Below are 14,033 nucleotides of genomic sequence, written 5' to 3' on the forward strand. Positions count from 1 at the left end.
GCCCGGCTTCGCCGTGCTAGTGCCGGCCCTTCGGGCCGGAGTCCTGCGCTTCGCTTCGGACGGTTCGGGTCTCCGCTTCGCTCCGTCCCGAACGGCCCGCTGCGCGGGCCTGGATGACCCCGTTTCACGGGGTCCGGGTCTTCGGCCCGTTGGGCGGGCCTGCTCCGCTCCCCCATCGGGTCCTTCCGGCTTCGCCTCCAGGACCAGCCCGCTCCGCGGGCGCCAGTAGCAGTGGTGCCGCTTAGGGTCCCCCTTGACGGGGTCGGCAGCGAAGCATCCAGCACTGGAAACCCAACGGCAGAAACCTCCCAGCCTGCACGGGGGCGGCCACGGCCTAACCGGCGACCGGGGCAAAAGGGCCATGCAGACGCTTGCCAGCACCGACCCCGTCACCACGCAGAAGCCGCTTTAGGGCTGGCATAGGCTGTACAGGCGCGGTGGGGGCAGGTAGCGCAGAGGTCGACGCTCCCCCCTGCAAGGGGGATGACGCCGGTTCGAATCCGGCCCGCCCCACCGCGCGCCCTCAAGATGACCCCCGGGTCCAGGCCTTCGGCCTGTTGGGCGGGTCCGGGTTTTCTCTCAGGCCCAGTACCCGCCGCAGTCGCATGCGCAGAGCTGGGTTCCACCTCCGGCGCCAAGGCCAGTTAGACCGAAAATCCCCAAGTCTCCCAGCGTCTCTTCCGTGGACACCCCGCGGCTTCAGAGGTCTGTCCCTCAAGCTTCTTGAGCTGCTCCGCCGTAGGTCCATTCCCCTCCAGAGGAACATACGACCCGTGATACACGACGCAGTCGGTAGGGACGGGCTGAAAGCCGTACCACCCGGCCGCCAGCAGGGTGGCCAATACCAGGGAAGCGATGATGTGCTTGCGCTCGGGAGGCTTCGACAGGGTGCCGATCATTCCCCGGATCCTACCGATCGCTTCCTCCGGCCGACGGGGGCGGTCAACAGTCGCCGGCGAGCAGGACACACAGCTTCGTCGGCCTGCCCACGGTCGCCTTCTCGTCTCCCAGGACCTCCACCACGTGCTCGAGGATGTCAAGCACCATCTGCACGGCCCCGTAAGGCTGGTTCGTCCAGTGCCTTCCACGCAAGGCAATCGCCACACGGGGCTCCTTCAGCTGGAAGATGCCTTCCCACAGCGAGTCCTCAAAGGCCTCCCAGCTCTGCCCGCATGCCGGCGGCTCCGTGGGCAGCACCCCGGCGAGGGACAAGATGACCGCGGCCTTCTCCACCGTGTCACCGGTGTCCACCTCGAAGACCCGCACTCCGGAACCGGCCCAAGCGCGCAGGAGTGGCTCCACCTCGGCGGCCTTCGCCTGATGGATCCCGGCCTCGAACTCCATGAAGACTCCCCCTGTCCGATCGGATTCAGCACCGGACTCTACCGGATCCGGGTACAGTCATGAGTGCGCATCTGCTTGAGATGCACTGTGCAGGATCCCGAGAATCTGGCCACTGCTTCCGGGCAGGCCTTTCCCACGGAGCAGCGAATGAGCAAGAGCGGCGACATCACGCTGCGGCCGCATCAGGAAGAGGCCGTGGAAGCGATCGTTCGAGGTCTCGATATTCCGCTGGGAAAGCGAATCCCGAAAACGGGTCTGCGGGCCACGGTCGTGGCCGCGTGCGGGACCGGGAAGACGTTCATCGCCGCCGCGGCAGCGCTCCGGCTCGCCCGCGGCGGGCGGGTCCTGGTGCTGCTGCCCACCCTCGACCTCCTCACCCAGACCGCCCGTGAATGGCGCACCGCCGGCCACGACGGGCCCGCGGTCGCGGTCTGTTCGCTGGAGGACAACGCCCAGCTCTACGGGCTCCAGGTCCGCACGACGACATCGGCGCCACAGCTCGCCCTCTGGCACGGGCGGGGCCCCGTCACCGTCTACGCCACCTACGCCTCCCTCGGCGTGATCGCCGAAGCCCACCGTGGGGAGTACGGGCTGCCCATGGACGCCTTCGACCTGGTCGTCGTCGACGAGGCGCACCGCACCAGCGGGTCGGCGGGCAAGGCCTGGGCCGACGTGCACCGCCAGGAAGTCATCCCCGCACGCCGCCGCCTCTACATGACCGCCACACCGAGGATCTGGGCGGAGCGGCCGCGGACCCGGGCCGAGATCCGGGCGGCCGCGGCGGCGCACCGCCGGGCGGAGGAGACGCGTCGGCGGAAGGCGGAGGCCAAGGGGGAGCAGTACGTGCCGCGCCACGAAGCGCTGCCTGCAGAGCTGGCGTGTTCGATGGACGACCCGAAGGTGTTCGGGCCTGTCGTGTACGAGTTGTCGCTGGCGAGCGCGGTCTCCCAAGGGCTATTGGCGCGGTATCAGGTGGTGGTGGCCGAACTGGTGGACCCTGTGGTGACTCCGGACCGGCTGTACGGCACGCAGCGGTGGGACGAGGAACTGCGGGGCGAGCGGCTGGCCGCCATGCAGACCGCCCTGCTGGAGACCATGGCCACCCATGATCTGAAGACCACCATCACGTTCCACCACCGCACCATCGAGGCGCAGGCCTTCGCCGAAGGCCTGGACCGGGTCGCCACCCGCCTCCACGCCGTCGACCCGGACCGGCACCCGGCCCAGGTGTGGACGGGGTGGCTGCGCGGGGAGCACGACGCCGAGCACCGGGCCGAAGTCCTCGCCGGCTTCGGACGGCGGGCCGGGCGCGCCGTCCTAGCCAACTGCCGCGTCCTCGGCGAGGGCGTCGACATCCGCGCCGTCGACTCCGTGGCGCTGATCGACCCCAAGGGGTCCGCCGTCGACATCGTCCAGGCCATCGGCCGGGCCCTGCGGCAGAAGCCCGGAGAAGGGAAGATGGCCACGCTGATCGTGCCCGTATTCCTGGACGCTGGCGAGGACCCAGAGGACATTCTTTCCTCGAATTCGTATGGCCCTCTTATCCGGGTATTGCAAGGTCTTCGGGCGCATGATGAGCGTTCCGTGGAAATGCTTGCATTTCCTCAGGAAGCCCAGAAACGCATCGTAGCGCCGTCGCGGCTCGTCGGTGAGGCGCCCGGGGAGGGCGAGGAGGAGCACCGGTTGCTGCTCCGGTTCGCAGCGCCCCGTGACCCCGCGCTGATCGCGAAGTGGATCAGCTACCAGGTGTTCAACACCGAACGCCAGGACTGGAGGAGGGGCGTCGAGGCCGCGTTCCGGTACCGGGAGCGCGAGGGCAACCTGGACGTGCCGTACGGCCACACGGAGGGCCCGTACCCGCTCGGGCGGTGGCTCTCCGACCAGAGCAGGACGTTCCGGGCCGGACAGATGAACGGGGAGCGGGCGGCCGAGCTGGAGGAGCTCGGGATCGTCTGGGATACCGCCGACGCCGGCTTCGCCACCAACCTCGACGCCGCACGGGCCTGGCACCGGGTCTACGGCAGCCTCGCGGCCCCGCGGGGCGCGGTCATCCCGGACGTCCCCATCGGGCAGTGGCTAACGAACGTCCGCCGGCCGGGCGGGCTGGGGAAGGACCCGGTGCGCGCCGGGCGGCGGGCGAAGGCGCTGGCCGCGATCGACAAGGACTGGAACCCGGGCGACGACGACCACGGGTGGACGGTGGACTGGCAACGGCACTACGCCTACCTCACCCAGCTCCTGGCCGAAGGCGTCCGCCTGACCGCGGTTACCGCCGGGGTGACCCGGCACGGCGAGGACGTCGGCCGGTGGCTGGCCGCGCAACGGCGGGACTGGGCCCGGCTGAACACCGAGCAGCAGGCCCGGCTCGGCAGCCTCGGGGTGACCCCGGCCCGGGTCGTACGGGCCCGTACGGTGGCCGCGACGACCGACCTGGCCGGAGGGTCCGGGCGCGGCGCGGCGGCCTTCCAGACCGGCATCCAGGCCCTCGCGCAGTACGTCGAACGGGAAGGCGGCGGCCTGCCCGGCCGCCAACATGTCGAACACCTGCCCGGGGCGGTCCACCGCACCGGGGTATGGCTCGCGAACCAGCGCCAGCGCCGCGACCGGCTGGACGCCGGGCAACTGCGGGCGCTGGCCGAACTCGGCGTCGACTGGGCCCGGTCGGCTGTGTGAGATCCCGAGACCGGCCGTCGTAGCCGGGGGGCAGCGCGTACGCCCCGCAAGCCCGGCCTGCTGGCGGTGGGCGGGGACGGCGGCTTCCGTGGGGGCCTGCTGCCCGGCGGCGGGTGTCGTGGTCGCGCGGGAGCGGAATCCTTCTCCGGCTGCACGAAGACGTTCACCGACCCGCGCCTCTGCGCGGCCATCGTCGACCGCCTCACCTTCGGCGGCAACATCATCGAGACCGGCACCGACTCCTACCGACTCGCCACCACCCGCGCCCACGCCGAACAGCAGGCCGCCGGCTGACATCGGGACGGCTGGTCAGCCGGCAAACGCTCGCCGCCCCTTCTCCAGGCGCGCCCGCTGATCATCGATCCAACCGGCCGCAGGGAAGAGAGGCACGCTGACCGTCACCTGCGACGACGGACCGTCATGGAGCGACACCCCGATCACACCCGGGCTCAGCGGCTTGATCTTGAACTGGACGGTCCGACCCGAGTTCAGCCACGACACGAACCGCCCCCCGGCGAGCTCCGCAAGAGCACCTTCCCAGTCATCGAGATCATCCGACGTGACATAGACGGGGAAACTGCCCTTGACCGTCTCGGTCTCCACGACGAACTCGCAGTCCAGACAGTCCCTGCCAGGAGCCGGCAGCTCCAACACACGCAGAAAGACAACGTGACCACTCGTCCCCGGCGGATCCGCCAGATAGATCAGCTCGCCCAACCCGTCCCCCATGACAACCTCTCTCCGTCGACCTCGCACAGAGGCATCATTCCTGACCCCCTCGGCAGACAGGACTGTCAGAGGGCTCCCTTCGAGACCGCTGATAGATTCCTGCGGTGAGCGAGCAACTACCCGGCGGCGGCATCGAACTGTCACCCGACGAGATCGAAGCCCTCCACACCAGGTGGTCTTCCTGCTGGACCCCAAGTGAGGTCGCGCAGCGGTTGGCCGGGATCGGCACGCCCTGGTACGTGGCCGCGGGCTGGGCGCTGGACCTGTTCCGCGGCAGACAGACCCGCGCACATGGGGACATCGAGATCGCGATTCCGGCCGCGAGCTTTCCCGAGGTCCGCCACCGCTTTTCCGGATACGTCTTCGACGCGGCAGGCGGCGGCCGGATCTGGGAGGACGCCACACCGGAGGTGCTGGCCGCCGTACGTCAGACATGGCTCCGCGATCCGGCCACTGGCAACTACTTGCTCGACGTGTTCCGCGAACCGCACGACGGCGACACCTGGATCTGCCGACGGGATGAGGGGATCCGGCTGCCCTATCGCAACATCATCCACCACACCCAAGACGGCATCCCGTATCTGGCGCCCGAACTGGTCCTGCTGTTCAAGGCCAAGCACGCCCGCCGAAAAGATCAAGCAGACTTCGACACGGCCGTCCCACACATGTCCCCTGTTCAGCGTGAGACCCTGGCCGAGCTACTCGAGCGCGTACACCCGGGGCATCCCTGGATTGCGGATCTATAGCGGGCTACTGGTGCGCTCGCTCAACTGTCACCGGCTCCCCGAGGCGCGGACCGGGCCGGCCGCCGACTGGTTCGTCCCAGGGCATGACGAGCGATGCCGAGCCCTGACGGGACCAGGCGACGCGACAGGTTTGGTTGTCGGCGTGGGCGCGCCAGCCGTGCATCCCGGCGTCGTAGTCGGCGTAGATCAGCGCGGTGCGTACCCGGGCCGGGCGGGCGGGTGCGACGCTGTGGTCCCATTCCAGGACGTCGACCACCGGCAGGCCCTCCACGACGGCCCAGCCGGTGGCGGCGACCTGCCTGGCCCAGGTGCGGGAGACGGACAGCTGGATCAGCGGCTCGGTGCCGTACTCGGCTTTGTAGGTGAAGAACATGCCCGGCTCACCGTCAGTGATCCGGGATTCCACCCGCGCCGCGGGCACCTCGGGGACACGCGAGGCGTCATGGCCCGCACGCTCGCGCCCGGCCCGGAATTGTGGGGGCGGAGCCGGATGCGTCGCGTAGTCCATGGTCTTGAACCAGTTCGCGAATCCCGAACGCACCGCGTCCGTCACAGCCTGGCCGATCAGTTCCCTCGCCTGCCCCACCTTCATGGCTTCCCCACCCTCCAGCCCCGGGCCCCGCAGCCCACACACTCCCGGTATGCCACACCTAGGCACGGCCCCACCCCGGATACCCGAAAACACCAGCCAACCGGGGCACCGGGCCTTGACATTGCAGCCTGTCGACTCTGGTGCCGCCCGAAGGGAAATGCAGCAAGGGCGGGTAGACGGCATAAGGGTGCGGAAGCCGGCCGCCATGAACCGTGCTCGCGCGGCTGCATGAGCGGCGTCGGCCGCGACCGGGCGCCGGAGAACAAGAGGGGCGAGCGCGCGGGCGCCGGACGCCCGGCCCCGAACTCCTTGACCGCATCGCAAGCCTTCGCAAACACGGGATCCTCCTGGCGCCAGTGACTGGCCTTGGCAGCCCCATCCAGCAGGATCTGCGCGGCCAGACTAGGAGTGCAGCCCAGAGCCGGAAGCCGCAGGTACTCGGCGCGCTGGATGAGGCCGGCGGCACCGAGTTCATCGGGGTCGGTGCCCGCCAGGAGCAGCGCGAGCGCGGTGTCGGCACGGGCGGCGGTGGACACGGTCCGCGCGTCGAGGCCGGCGGCCTGCGCGGCAGCAGCGACGTCCTGCCCGTTGCGCAGACCATCGAAGAGCGTTGCCCGTTTTGGGGCGGGCAGGGCATCGGGCATGGCCGCACGCTACGGCCAGCCCCTGCGGTCCGCCCCGCGACAGGCCGCGGACAGCGGCGGGGAGCAGATGCCCATATGGACTCCGGGGTCGGCAGGCGGCCGCAGGGTAGAAAGCATGGACTCTGAACTGAGCGTGATCGTCTATCCCCCCGACGCCCAAGGCGGCCGCCGCATCCGCGTCGACGGGAGATCCTCAGCCGCGCTACTGGACCCGGCCGCCCAGGGCGGCGTGATTCTCGCGAAGTGCCCGATTTGATCACGTGATGCCCAGGGCGGTGGTGTCGCGGGCGTGGTGGCGGAGACGGTGGGGCGACGTTGGTACGGCCGGTGGGCAGGAGTGGCGGTGGGTCGGCTGGTCACGCCAGCAGTGATGTGAGGGTGCTGCGCAGCTGGTCGATCTGCCGGTAGTGGAGCCCGGTCAGGCCGGTCTCCCGGGCCGCTGTCACATGACCGGGGGTGTCGTCGATGAACAGGCACCTGCGCAGGTCCACCCCCACACTGCGTGCAGCAACTTCGAAGACACGGCGGTCGGGCTTGGCCACCCCGATACGGGCGGTATTGATCACTGCGTCGAATGCATCTGCCAGGCCCAGAGCGGCGAGATCGGCTTCCAGCCGTGTGGTGGCGTTGGAGACCAGGACCACCGGCACGCGGCGGCGTACATCGGCCAGGAGCTCCAAGACGTCCTTGTCGACCCGGCCCGTCAGCGTGGACCATGCGTGGACGAGGCCCTGAGCCCGAGCAGGCCCGCAGGTCACGGTGAGGTCTGCAGTGACCAGCTCCCGCCACTGGTCATCGCTGATCTGGCCGGTGACAGCCTGATCCAGAAGGCCCGGACGGAACGCCGCGGACGCCAGTGTCCCCGCGGGTACTCCCAGCTCACGATCGAGCGCGGTCATCCCGTCCGGATCCCACAGACGCAGGACGCCGTCGAAGTCGCACAGGACAGCGTCGAAAGGCGAGTCGCTCATAGCCCCGATCCTGCCAGTTCGCCTCTGAGTAGAGGCGGGCAGGGCCGCGGGTGATCATAAAGTGTCGAATCCCTGATCCTCACGATGGAAGACCGTGCCTGCCAGCTCTTCCTCGCTCATCTCCGTCGGCTTAGGCGAACTCGCCTGTGTCGCCCCCTCGTCGCCCGCTGACGACCCAGGGCTCCTGATCCGTCCGGCGACCGTTCCCGATCCACGCCGTGCCCAGGGCCGGCGCCACTCGCTGGTCTTCGTCCTGGCCCTGGCTGCCTGCGGGTCCTGGCCGGGGCCGCGTCCCTGGTGGCCAGGAGTGGGCCGCCGCCCCGCCCGAACTGCTGACCCGCCTCGGCGGCACCTGCCGGGAACCGGACATCGGACTTGCCGCCCTGGCCGAGGCCACGGTGCGGCGCTTCCTGCAGCGCATCGACGGCTACGCACTGGACACGGCGATCGGCGCCTGGCTCGCGGACCGCGCCCGCTGTGCCAAGTACGGCCAGGCGGAGGCGGCCGCTCCCGCACTCGCCGTGGACGGCAAGACCGTGCGGGGGCCGGTTTAGAGATCGTCTCAACTGGCTTGATGATTAGGCTGACTGCTGTGATGGCGATGGTGGAGCGTCTGGTCCCTGATGGGTTGTGGGAGTTGTTTCAGCGGGTGGTACCTGCTCCTCCGGTACGGCCACAGGGTGGGGGCCGACGCCGATATGGGGACCGGCAGGTGCTGGCGGCCATCGTGTTCGTGGCCACGACGGGCTGCACGTGGCGCCGACTGCCCCTGGGCTTCGGCCCGTCCGGGCCGACCGCGCACCGCCGCTTCACCGAGCGGACCCGGGCCCGGGTCTGGGGCAAGCTCCACCGCCTGGTCCTGGACGAACTCGGTGCCCGGGGCAGGCTGGACTGGTCGCCCTGCGCGATCGACTCCGCGAACATGCGAGCGACAAAAGGGGGACCTGACGGGTCCGAATCCCGTAGATCGCCGCAAGAAGGGCTCAAAGATCCACTTGATCACAGAGCGGACCGGTCTGCCCCTCTCGATCGACATCTCCGCCGCGAACACCCATGACAGCCAGGGCCTTGACTGGCCTTCGCCGGGATCGCCGCCGCCCTGATCTGCTATCGCCGTCTTTCCAGGTAGACGGCCCACCGGCCCCCGATATCCCATTGCAGTGATCCGTTCCGCGGCACGATCATGACCGTCATGGAACGACCGCGGCAGACCATCGAGTGCGGAGACGTTGCCCTGCGACGCTGGCGGGGGCAGAGCGACTTCGAGCCATTGTTCACGTTGATCGAGGACTCACTGGACCACCTGCGCCCGTGGATGCCGTGGGTCGCCCTTCACAGCGAGCAGAAGACCCGCGACTTCCTCGCGAAGTCCGACGCGAAGTGGGACGCCGGTGACGCGTACAACTACGCCATCACCAGGGACGGCACGCTCATCGGCACGTGTTCCACCTACCGCGGAACCGAACCTCAGGGCTGGTACATGGGGTACTGGCTGCACCCTGCCGCCACTGGCCGCGGCATCGCCACGCGGGCAACGGCAGCCTTGATCGCTGAGGCATTCACCCTGCCAAACCTGGCATACCTGAAAATCGCGCACGACCTGGCCAACGTCTCCAGCGGCGCCATACCGCGCCGGCTGGGCTTCACCGAAGTCCGCCGTGAACAGGTAACACCGCCCGCCGCCCCGGCGGACGCTGGCATCGACGTGATCTGGCGACTGTCCCGCCCCACGCCGCCCGTGGCGACATTCCCTCCCGCTGAACTGAACCGCCCGACCCCAAGACCTGCCGCTTCGGCACCAAACGAGATCACCTCTAATGGGCGGTGGTGTCAGTGACCACGAGGAACTCGTCGCTGGTGAGGTCCATGACGACGCGGCCGTCGGTGCCCTGGGCTCGCTGGGTGGCGGCGTAGTCGTTCGGCGGGCCAGGAGCCGCGCCGATGTCCGGCGGGGAACCGTCGCAGTCGGTGCTGAACCGGCCGCTTCCGCCGCGGAGGGCTCACCGACAAGCCGCCCGGGGACAGCGGCCAGGTCACGCGCGCGGGCAGCCTTGGCCCGGCGCGGTGACTGCAGGGGGCACTGCAATGTCATCGAGGACAACAGGGACTGGCACACCGAAGGCGAGGGCCCGCCTGCGGGAAGGATCTGGGCGTCACCGATTTCGCCCTGGATCGGCAGCACAGGAATGTGACGCGGGGGCAGACCCGACGACCACGTCGTCGCCTGGATCCGTGTTCAGCTCAGCCTGACGCGCGACTGCTTGCCCACTCTGAGTAGCTGTACTCATGACCACGGCGGTCGGTTCACGCAAGATCGGCCACATGCTCTTGTCGTGGATGGTCGACACCGGCGTGGCAGTCGTCCTCGTACTGCTCGAAGTGGCCGCTCTTGTTGCGTTCTGGTTCTGGGAAGGCCTCAGACAGTGGGCGGCCCGGGACCGGGTCAAGGGTGCGGAACTGCGGCTCTGGCTGGTGCTGGCCCTGGGGCCGGTGGGTCTGGCCTCGATCAGCTACGGGGCGGTCCGGGTCGGGTGGGTGATAACCGGTCTTGCACAGGCTCTGATGTGCGCGGCTCTCACGGGAATGCTGATGGTGGGACTCGGCACTGAGTTCTCACGATGGCGCGTCCGATCCGCCGCACGTCGTGACAGCAAGCGGATCTATGGCAAGTAGCCGCTCATCGAAGCAGCGGTGCGGGCCGTCACCCTGCAGGGTGACGGCCCGCGTCCGCAGCCGGCCGGCGGCTGGTTGCCGCGTGGGCTGTCAGCGGTTGGGTCACCTGGCCAGGTGCCGCGGCATGGCGCGCGACCTTCGCTCGCTGGCGTCAGCGGTGGCGGCGCCAGGACTCGGTGTCGGCGTGGACTGGGCGTGACAGGTTGGGCCGGCTCATCGTTGAGCGGGGAGGTCAGGAAAGTGGAGGCCCCGGGACGTCGTGACCCCCGGGACCTCCTCTTGTCTCCCTGTACCGGATCGTGGTGCAACGGGTTGCAACACAGAGGCAGCCGCGCTGATCCTTCCGCGTCTCGCGCTGCACTGACGTCGGTTCCGTTCAGCACGTGCTGCAGGCACGCCGTGCTGCAACCGGGAGGTCAGGGGCCCTGGTAGAAGGGGATCGGTATGTCGTGCGCCTTCAGGGCTTCCGTGTAGCAGGCCAGCAGCTCGTCGAGGTTGAAGAGGAGAAGGGCCGCCGCCTCGCGGGCTTCAGCTGCATCGCCCTGGTCGCAGAGCTCCGCGATTTCGGCGACGTCCGTGCGGATGATCGACAGGGAGTCTCCCTGGATCAGTAAACCCGGAAGGTTTCGCTGGGGAAGGCGGACTACCGCGTCGTTCCCCGGATCCGTGAACAATTCAACCTCGATACGTTCCATCTGATCATCCAACCTCAGCCCCGTCTCCTTCTCCAGGCGTAGTCATCACGGAAGAGGGGTCAGAACCAGGTCCAAGGCTCAGTCACAAGTTGTGACCGCGCTCCGTAGATGGCCTGGGCGGACAACTTCGCTGCACAGTGTGGTGGCGGGCAAGGTCACAGCAACGCAGCGATGCCCTCTCGGTTGTCGGGCAACCCGGCTGCACGGAACCACAACACGTTCCCGCCGATGCCGCCCGTCGCCTCGTCGGTGTCCACGAATGCCTGCAGCAGGTCTCGTTGGGCGCAGGAGAGCGGGCGGGCCGGGTCGTAGTCGCCGGCAAAGGCTCTGAGCAGGATCGGCCCGCGCTCGAAGTCGACGACCGACCTGCCCCCCGCGGCCACGAGAGCGACCGCCACCGGCGCCACTTCTTCGAAGGTTTCGGCCAGGGCGAGCGCGGAGCGCAGCACGGTGAACCGGAACCACCCGTCGAGCCCGGGCAGCGGCTCGGGGAACCAACCGTCCGTCGTCTGCGGGTCTCGAACGGCGTCGAGGAGGACGGCGAGAGCGCGTACCCGATCGACTTGGGCGGGCCCGAGGGCGGCGCAGACCCGCACAGCCGGGTCGGGGTCGGTGAGCAGGTCGGAGGTGTTCATGCCCCACACGCCGAGCGCCCGCGCCACACTCGCTCGCTCCCGTCGCCCCGAAACGGTACCCAGGCGTGCCCGCAGCAGCGTGGCGGCCTGCGGCACCCGGTCGGTGAGAGCCCTGGGGCGGTGAGGAGCGGCACTGCGGCGCCGAGCGCGGCCTCTCGGACGTGAGGATCGGGAGAGGACAGGAACGGTTCGACGGCGTCGTACGGGGCGGGGCGTATCTCCCGGCAGGCGTGCAGTGCGGCGTACTCGTCCGGGTCGTGCTCGCGTCGTGTCCCGTCCTGCCAGGGCGCCCATTGCCAGTCGGTTCGGTCGCGCACGGGGTCCTCCCCATAGGCGGCCGACTCGGCAACTTGTCCCAGCCAGACGAGCAGGGCGGCCAGCAAGCTGCGCGGCGGGCCGTCGTCCCACGGGAAGTGCCCCTCGTGCTCGGCGAAGGCCATGCGAGGGTCGAGGATCGCGGCGACGAACAAGGCTGCGGGCGCGGTGACGGAGTACAGCGAGCCCTGGTGCAGCACACCCATGTCCAGCGCGGCCAACGCCTCGGACCGTACCTCGGGATCTTCGTCCACGAGGGAGCACAGCGCGGCTGGTATGTCCTCGCCGGAGCCATAGGCGTGCTGGAGAGATTCCCAATTCGTCCCCAACAGCAGATCTTGGGCGGCCGCAGGCAATCCGCCCAGGATCCGCGTCATGCGGGCACTCTCGTCATCCGTCATGCCCACACCCTGTCAGCCGCCACCGACAACGCCCGCCTCCCGGAAGAGGGAGAGACGGCTGACACCGGCCTCGGCCACCGTGGTCAAATCGGTCGAGGATCGCGCCCGCGTGCGGTGGCTCCGCCCAGCGGGGACGTCTGGCCTGAAGGCCCACTCCCTTCACAGTCCAGCCGTACGCGGCTCCCGGCACAGCGTCGTCACCGCCCGGCTCGGTCTGCCTGGGAGGCGGGACCGTCACGGCCTCGGCGCCATCATCGGGTTCGGTCCTTACCGGCCGGGCAGGGGGTATCGCGACCGGCGGACCAGCGAGTGGATCATGTCGGCCGCGAGGGTGCTGGCCAAGGCCCAGTCGATCGGCGACACCGCCATGGTCGAGCTGCTGACCTGCCCGGAATGCGGCTCGATGACGGTCGCCGACAACTCGCAGAGGTCAGACGCGGTCTACTGTTCGGATCGCTGTCGCTCACGCGCCACCCGCCGCCGGGCCGTGCGGCGGGCCCGCGCGGCAGTGTGCCGTCCAGCCGCGGCAGGACTCAGGCCCCGGCTACGACCCCGAAGGGTTCTGCACCGGCCATGACGGATGCGCCACATGGGTCACCGAGGCCGAGCGGGAAGAAGCGGAGGACCTCCTCACGGTACAGCGGCAGCGACCACGATCGTTACGACAACAGCAGTGGCAGCTCACGCGGCAATTCGTAGATCAGCTATCTGCGCGGCGGTGAATCAATGGACGGACCCGCCGGACTGACCGTGGCCCGACTCCTCTGCCCTAAGGTCACGTACTGCTGAGTTCGGGAAGAGCGGATCTGCTACGCGGGCCTGACGAACGGCCTTGCGTCAGCCCACTCCCAGAAGGCGTGGCCGGCGTTGACAGCTGTCTCCATGACGGCGAAGAGTTTGGCGGGTTCGGCGTCGGGCGGGAGGTCGACGGCGACGAGGCGTGCGCCGTTCCACTCGCTGAGAAGGTCTGCCTCGATGAGTTCGGTCTTGATCTCGTCAGTGGCCTTCTGGAGATCGGTATGCGGCAGCTCAGGGGTGAACAAGAGCCGCAACGTGCGGTGCCAGGAGTTCCTGATCACCTCGATGACGTAGTCGTCGTCGTTGAGCACCACGACATCGCCCAGGGCGATGCCGTAAGCGGAGAAAGGAATGCAGGCGACCTCGTAGCTCCCGTCGTCGACCGCCTTGAGCCAGAGCTGCTCGACCTGTCCCTCCAAATCGAAGGGAGCCAGGTCAGCGCGCGCGATGTAGTTGGTCGAGGCGCGTCCGACCGGCTGCTCGTGGACAACGAACTGCATGACGGCTCCCCCATTGACCAGCTCCGATGGGCTGCCATGATGCCGGAGCCCATCACTGCTGCCGTCGGCGGGGTACGGGCAGCGCGAGCCTTCGTACGAAGCGGCGGGTCTGCTCACGCTTGCTGCGAAGGAAGGTGAGGAGGAGGCCGAGGCCGTCGATCTCAGCACGGCAGACGGAACGCCTTCGGCCGCCACCTCCAGCAGAGCAGCGCGACAACTAAGGCAAGAACCCGCCCCCGCGCGACCGCTCCGGCGGGAGTTCAGCCAGGCCACAGAGGACGGGGACCGGCACGCCGAGAGCGACAGCCGCGCGGCGG

At 69.1% G+C, this 14,033-nt stretch carries 16 protein-coding genes, 1 tRNA gene and 2 pseudogenes; 9 read left to right on the top strand and 10 right to left on the bottom strand.

Annotated elements, in window-relative coordinates:
• The first annotated feature begins 440 nt into the window (after positions 1 to 440).
• Positions 441 to 513: transfer RNA gene (locus AB0M92_RS36680), tRNA-Cys, on the top strand.
• 429 nt (positions 514 to 942) lie between these two features.
• Here AB0M92_RS36680 and AB0M92_RS36685 read toward each other — a convergent pair.
• Entirely contained in the window at positions 943 to 1,344 is a 402-nt protein-coding gene (locus AB0M92_RS36685) for a hypothetical protein (protein ID WP_366106705.1), read from the bottom strand.
• 147 nt (positions 1,345 to 1,491) lie between these two features.
• Here AB0M92_RS36685 and AB0M92_RS36690 point away from each other — a divergent pair, with 147 nt between their 5' ends.
• Together AB0M92_RS36690 and AB0M92_RS36695 are read left to right on the top strand one after the other, a co-directional pair.
• Complete coding sequence (locus tag AB0M92_RS36690; protein WP_366106706.1) at positions 1,492 to 4,017, top strand: Helicase associated domain protein; 2,526 nt, start codon at positions 1,492 to 1,494, stop codon at positions 4,015 to 4,017.
• A gap of 135 nt (positions 4,018 to 4,152) precedes the next feature.
• Positions 4,153 to 4,311, top strand: a pseudogene (locus tag AB0M92_RS36695) (ATP-binding protein); the annotation flags it as partial.
• Between the two features lie 15 nt (positions 4,312 to 4,326).
• Here AB0M92_RS36695 and AB0M92_RS36700 read toward each other — a convergent pair.
• Positions 4,327 to 4,734: a DUF5959 family protein gene (locus tag AB0M92_RS36700; RefSeq protein WP_366106707.1), complete on the bottom strand. Its 408-nt coding sequence runs from the start codon at positions 4,732 to 4,734 to the stop codon at positions 4,327 to 4,329.
• Between the two features lie 116 nt (positions 4,735 to 4,850).
• On the opposite strand from AB0M92_RS36700, the gene AB0M92_RS36705 reads away from it, so the two are divergent.
• Positions 4,851 to 5,492, top strand: coding sequence for a hypothetical protein (locus tag AB0M92_RS36705; protein ID WP_366106708.1), 642 nt, complete (start codon positions 4,851 to 4,853; stop codon positions 5,490 to 5,492).
• Between the two features lie 4 nt (positions 5,493 to 5,496).
• On the opposite strand, the gene AB0M92_RS36710 is transcribed toward AB0M92_RS36705, so the two are convergent.
• Both AB0M92_RS36710 and AB0M92_RS36715 read right to left on the bottom strand, forming a co-directional pair.
• Entirely contained in the window at positions 5,497 to 6,084 is a 588-nt protein-coding gene (locus AB0M92_RS36710) for a hypothetical protein (protein WP_366106709.1), read from the bottom strand.
• The gene (locus tag AB0M92_RS36715) at positions 6,081 to 6,728 is read right to left on the bottom strand and encodes a hypothetical protein (protein WP_366106710.1); all 648 of its coding nucleotides are present in this window, start codon (positions 6,726 to 6,728) and stop codon (positions 6,081 to 6,083) included. Before AB0M92_RS36715 ends, AB0M92_RS36710 begins: the two co-directional genes overlap by 4 nt.
• Positions 6,729 to 6,843: 115 nt before the next feature.
• Between AB0M92_RS36715 and AB0M92_RS36720 the strand changes: the two genes are divergently transcribed.
• Positions 6,844 to 6,984 (top strand): hypothetical protein, encoded by a 141-nt coding sequence (locus AB0M92_RS36720; RefSeq protein ID WP_366106711.1) that lies wholly within the window; start codon positions 6,844 to 6,846, stop codon positions 6,982 to 6,984.
• A gap of 100 nt (positions 6,985 to 7,084) precedes the next feature.
• On the opposite strand, the gene AB0M92_RS36725 is transcribed toward AB0M92_RS36720, so the two are convergent.
• Complete coding sequence (locus AB0M92_RS36725) at positions 7,085 to 7,699, bottom strand: HAD-IA family hydrolase (RefSeq protein WP_366106712.1); 615 nt, start codon at positions 7,697 to 7,699, stop codon at positions 7,085 to 7,087.
• 218 nt (positions 7,700 to 7,917) lie between these two features.
• Here AB0M92_RS36725 and AB0M92_RS36730 point away from each other — a divergent pair, with 218 nt between their 5' ends.
• The 4 genes and pseudogenes from AB0M92_RS36730 to AB0M92_RS36745 all read left to right on the top strand — a co-directional run bounded on the left by AB0M92_RS36730 (position 7,918) and on the right by AB0M92_RS36745 (position 10,372).
• Positions 7,918 to 8,253, top strand: coding sequence for a hypothetical protein (locus AB0M92_RS36730; protein ID WP_366106713.1), 336 nt, complete (start codon positions 7,918 to 7,920; stop codon positions 8,251 to 8,253).
• A gap of 29 nt (positions 8,254 to 8,282) precedes the next feature.
• Positions 8,283 to 8,769 (top strand): annotated as a pseudogene (locus AB0M92_RS36735) (IS5 family transposase); the annotation flags it as partial.
• Between the two features lie 122 nt (positions 8,770 to 8,891).
• Entirely contained in the window at positions 8,892 to 9,536 is a 645-nt protein-coding gene (locus tag AB0M92_RS36740) for a GNAT family N-acetyltransferase (protein ID WP_366106714.1), read from the top strand.
• Between the two features lie 449 nt (positions 9,537 to 9,985).
• Complete coding sequence (locus AB0M92_RS36745; RefSeq protein ID WP_366106715.1) at positions 9,986 to 10,372, top strand: DUF6234 family protein; 387 nt, start codon at positions 9,986 to 9,988, stop codon at positions 10,370 to 10,372.
• Positions 10,373 to 10,788: 416 nt separating this feature from the next.
• On the opposite strand, the gene AB0M92_RS36750 is transcribed toward AB0M92_RS36745, so the two are convergent.
• The 5 genes from AB0M92_RS36750 to AB0M92_RS36770 all read right to left on the bottom strand — a co-directional run bounded on the left by AB0M92_RS36750 (position 10,789) and on the right by AB0M92_RS36770 (position 13,716).
• On the bottom strand, positions 10,789 to 11,067 hold the full coding sequence (locus AB0M92_RS36750; protein ID WP_366106716.1) for a hypothetical protein: 279 nt from the start codon (positions 11,065 to 11,067) through the stop codon (positions 10,789 to 10,791).
• A gap of 155 nt (positions 11,068 to 11,222) precedes the next feature.
• Positions 11,223 to 11,702, bottom strand: coding sequence for a hypothetical protein (locus AB0M92_RS36755; protein WP_366106717.1), 480 nt, complete (start codon positions 11,700 to 11,702; stop codon positions 11,223 to 11,225).
• A complete protein-coding gene (locus AB0M92_RS36760) occupies positions 11,699 to 12,418 on the bottom strand; it encodes a hypothetical protein (RefSeq protein ID WP_366106718.1) in 720 nt (239 codons plus the stop codon). Before AB0M92_RS36760 ends, AB0M92_RS36755 begins: the two co-directional genes overlap by 4 nt.
• 267 nt (positions 12,419 to 12,685) lie before the next feature.
• Positions 12,686 to 12,838: a hypothetical protein gene (locus AB0M92_RS36765; protein WP_366106719.1), complete on the bottom strand. Its 153-nt coding sequence runs from the start codon at positions 12,836 to 12,838 to the stop codon at positions 12,686 to 12,688.
• 389 nt (positions 12,839 to 13,227) lie between these two features.
• Positions 13,228 to 13,716, bottom strand: coding sequence for a DUF4265 domain-containing protein (locus AB0M92_RS36770; protein ID WP_366106720.1), 489 nt, complete (start codon positions 13,714 to 13,716; stop codon positions 13,228 to 13,230).
• Positions 13,717 to 14,033: the final 317 nt, after the last annotated feature.

This window comes from Streptomyces sp. NPDC051582 (assembly GCF_040681715.1).
Taxonomy (GTDB): Bacteria; Actinomycetota; Actinomycetes; order Streptomycetales; family Streptomycetaceae; genus Streptomyces.